Here is a 1,492-nt window from a genome sequence, read left to right on the forward strand (position 1 = left end):
GGGCGGACACGGCTCTTTCACAACTGCAGTTTCAATTGAAACTGCGCTCAGCCGTGCCTGGGCCCCGCAGTTTCAATTGAAACTGCGGGAACCTGGTCAGTGCTGGTAGGTGGGGGTGATGATCGCGCGGGCGAGGGTGTGGAACGCCAGGTTGAAGCTGATCACCGCGGGGGTGGCGGTGGCGTCCGGGCCGAGCTTGTCGGTGTCCACCGCGTGCACCGCGAAGTAGTAGCGGTGCGGCCGGTCGCCGGGCGGTGGGGCGGCGCCGCCGAAGGCCTGCTCGCCGAAGTCGTTGGCCACGTGGAAGGACCCGGCCGGGATGCCTTTACCGCTGCGGTTGCCCGCGTCGGTGGCCAGCTCGGTCACGTCGGCCGGGATGTCGGCCAGCACCCAGTGCCAGAAGCCGCCCGGGATCGGCGCGTCCGGGTCGAAGCAGGTGACCACGAAGCTCTTCGTGGCCTCCGGGAAGCCCGACCAGCGCAGGTGCGGCGAGTGGTTCTGCCCACCGGCACCCATCCCGTCGAAGGCGTGGGCCTGCGGCATCTGCTGCCCGTCGGCCACGTCGTCGGAGACGACGTCGAAGCTCGGGACCGCGGGGAGCAGCGAATACGGATCGGGGTCGATCGGGCGCTCCAGACTCATGCGAGCAACCTCCATTCCTGGGGACTTCAGGGCGATCAAGGGCCAGCCTAAAGAACCTTCCCGCGACCGGGCGAGCGGCCGGATCCCAGCGCCTCACCCGGTCGCGGGCAGTGGTATTGCGCTACGTGCAATGGCGGTGGGTATTTCGCACAGATCTCGATAGGGTGTGCGCGACGTCGTGGCGGAACGAGGAGGCGGACTTGGCCGAGCCTGGCCCCGAGGTGCTGTGCTTGGGGGAGACGATGTCGCTGGTGTCCCCGGCGTCCCCGGTTCCCCTGGAGGAGGCCCCGGTCTTCACGCTCTCCGCGGGTGGGGCCGAGTCCAACGTCGCCATCCACCTGGCCGCGCTGGGGCACCGCGTCGGCTGGGCGAGCCGGGTCGGGGACGACCCGCTGGGCCGCCGGATCGTCGCGACCATCGCCGGAGCCGGCGTGGACACCGACCTGGTCGAGGTGCGCTCGGACGCGCCCACCGGCGTCTACTTCAAGGACCCGACCCCGGACGGCACGCGGGTGCACTACTACCGCGCCGGGTCCGCGGCGTCCACGATGGACGAGGACTTCCTGCCGGACGACCTGCTCGACGGTCCGGAGCTGCTGCACATCTCCGGGATCACGCCCGCGCTCTCGGCGAGCTGCGACCGGCTGATCCGCCACCTGCTCACCCGCGACCGCGACGTCCGGATCACCTTCGACGTGAACTACCGCCCGGCCGACGACCTCGCGGTGGTGGAGACGCGATTGCTGCCACTCGTCGAGACCGGGTTGCCGTTCAACGATCCAACCCGACCCGCGTCGACGAGTTCGGAGGCGTGCTCGCGGGACCGCGCCAGCCCGCGTCGAACCAGTTC

Annotated in this window: 2 protein-coding genes; one reads left to right on the plus strand and one right to left on the minus strand. The window is 70.0% G+C overall.

The features are described 5' to 3' along the window. Window positions 1–96: 96 nt before the first annotated feature. Entirely contained in the window at window positions 97–642 is a 546-nt protein-coding gene (locus ABTZ89_RS38645; protein ID WP_351054451.1) for a YbhB/YbcL family Raf kinase inhibitor-like protein, read from the minus strand. A gap of 200 nt (window positions 643–842) precedes the next feature. On the opposite strand from ABTZ89_RS38645, the gene ABTZ89_RS38650 reads away from it, so the two are divergent. Next, window positions 843–1,492, plus strand: a 650-nt coding sequence (locus ABTZ89_RS38650; RefSeq protein ID WP_351054453.1) for a sugar kinase, incomplete at its 3' end; no start/stop codon positions are given.

Origin of the sequence: Saccharopolyspora sp. NPDC002686, from assembly GCF_040295745.1 — a bacterium.
In the GTDB taxonomy this organism is placed as follows: Bacteria; Actinomycetota; Actinomycetes; order Mycobacteriales; family Pseudonocardiaceae; genus Saccharopolyspora; species Saccharopolyspora oryzae.

Bases quoted from the DNA above. Each gene is read 5' to 3' on its own strand.
- ABTZ89_RS38645 (WP_351054451.1), bottom strand. From the start codon at position 642: ATGAGTCTGGAGCGCCCGATCGACCCCGATCCGTATTCGCTGCTCCCC.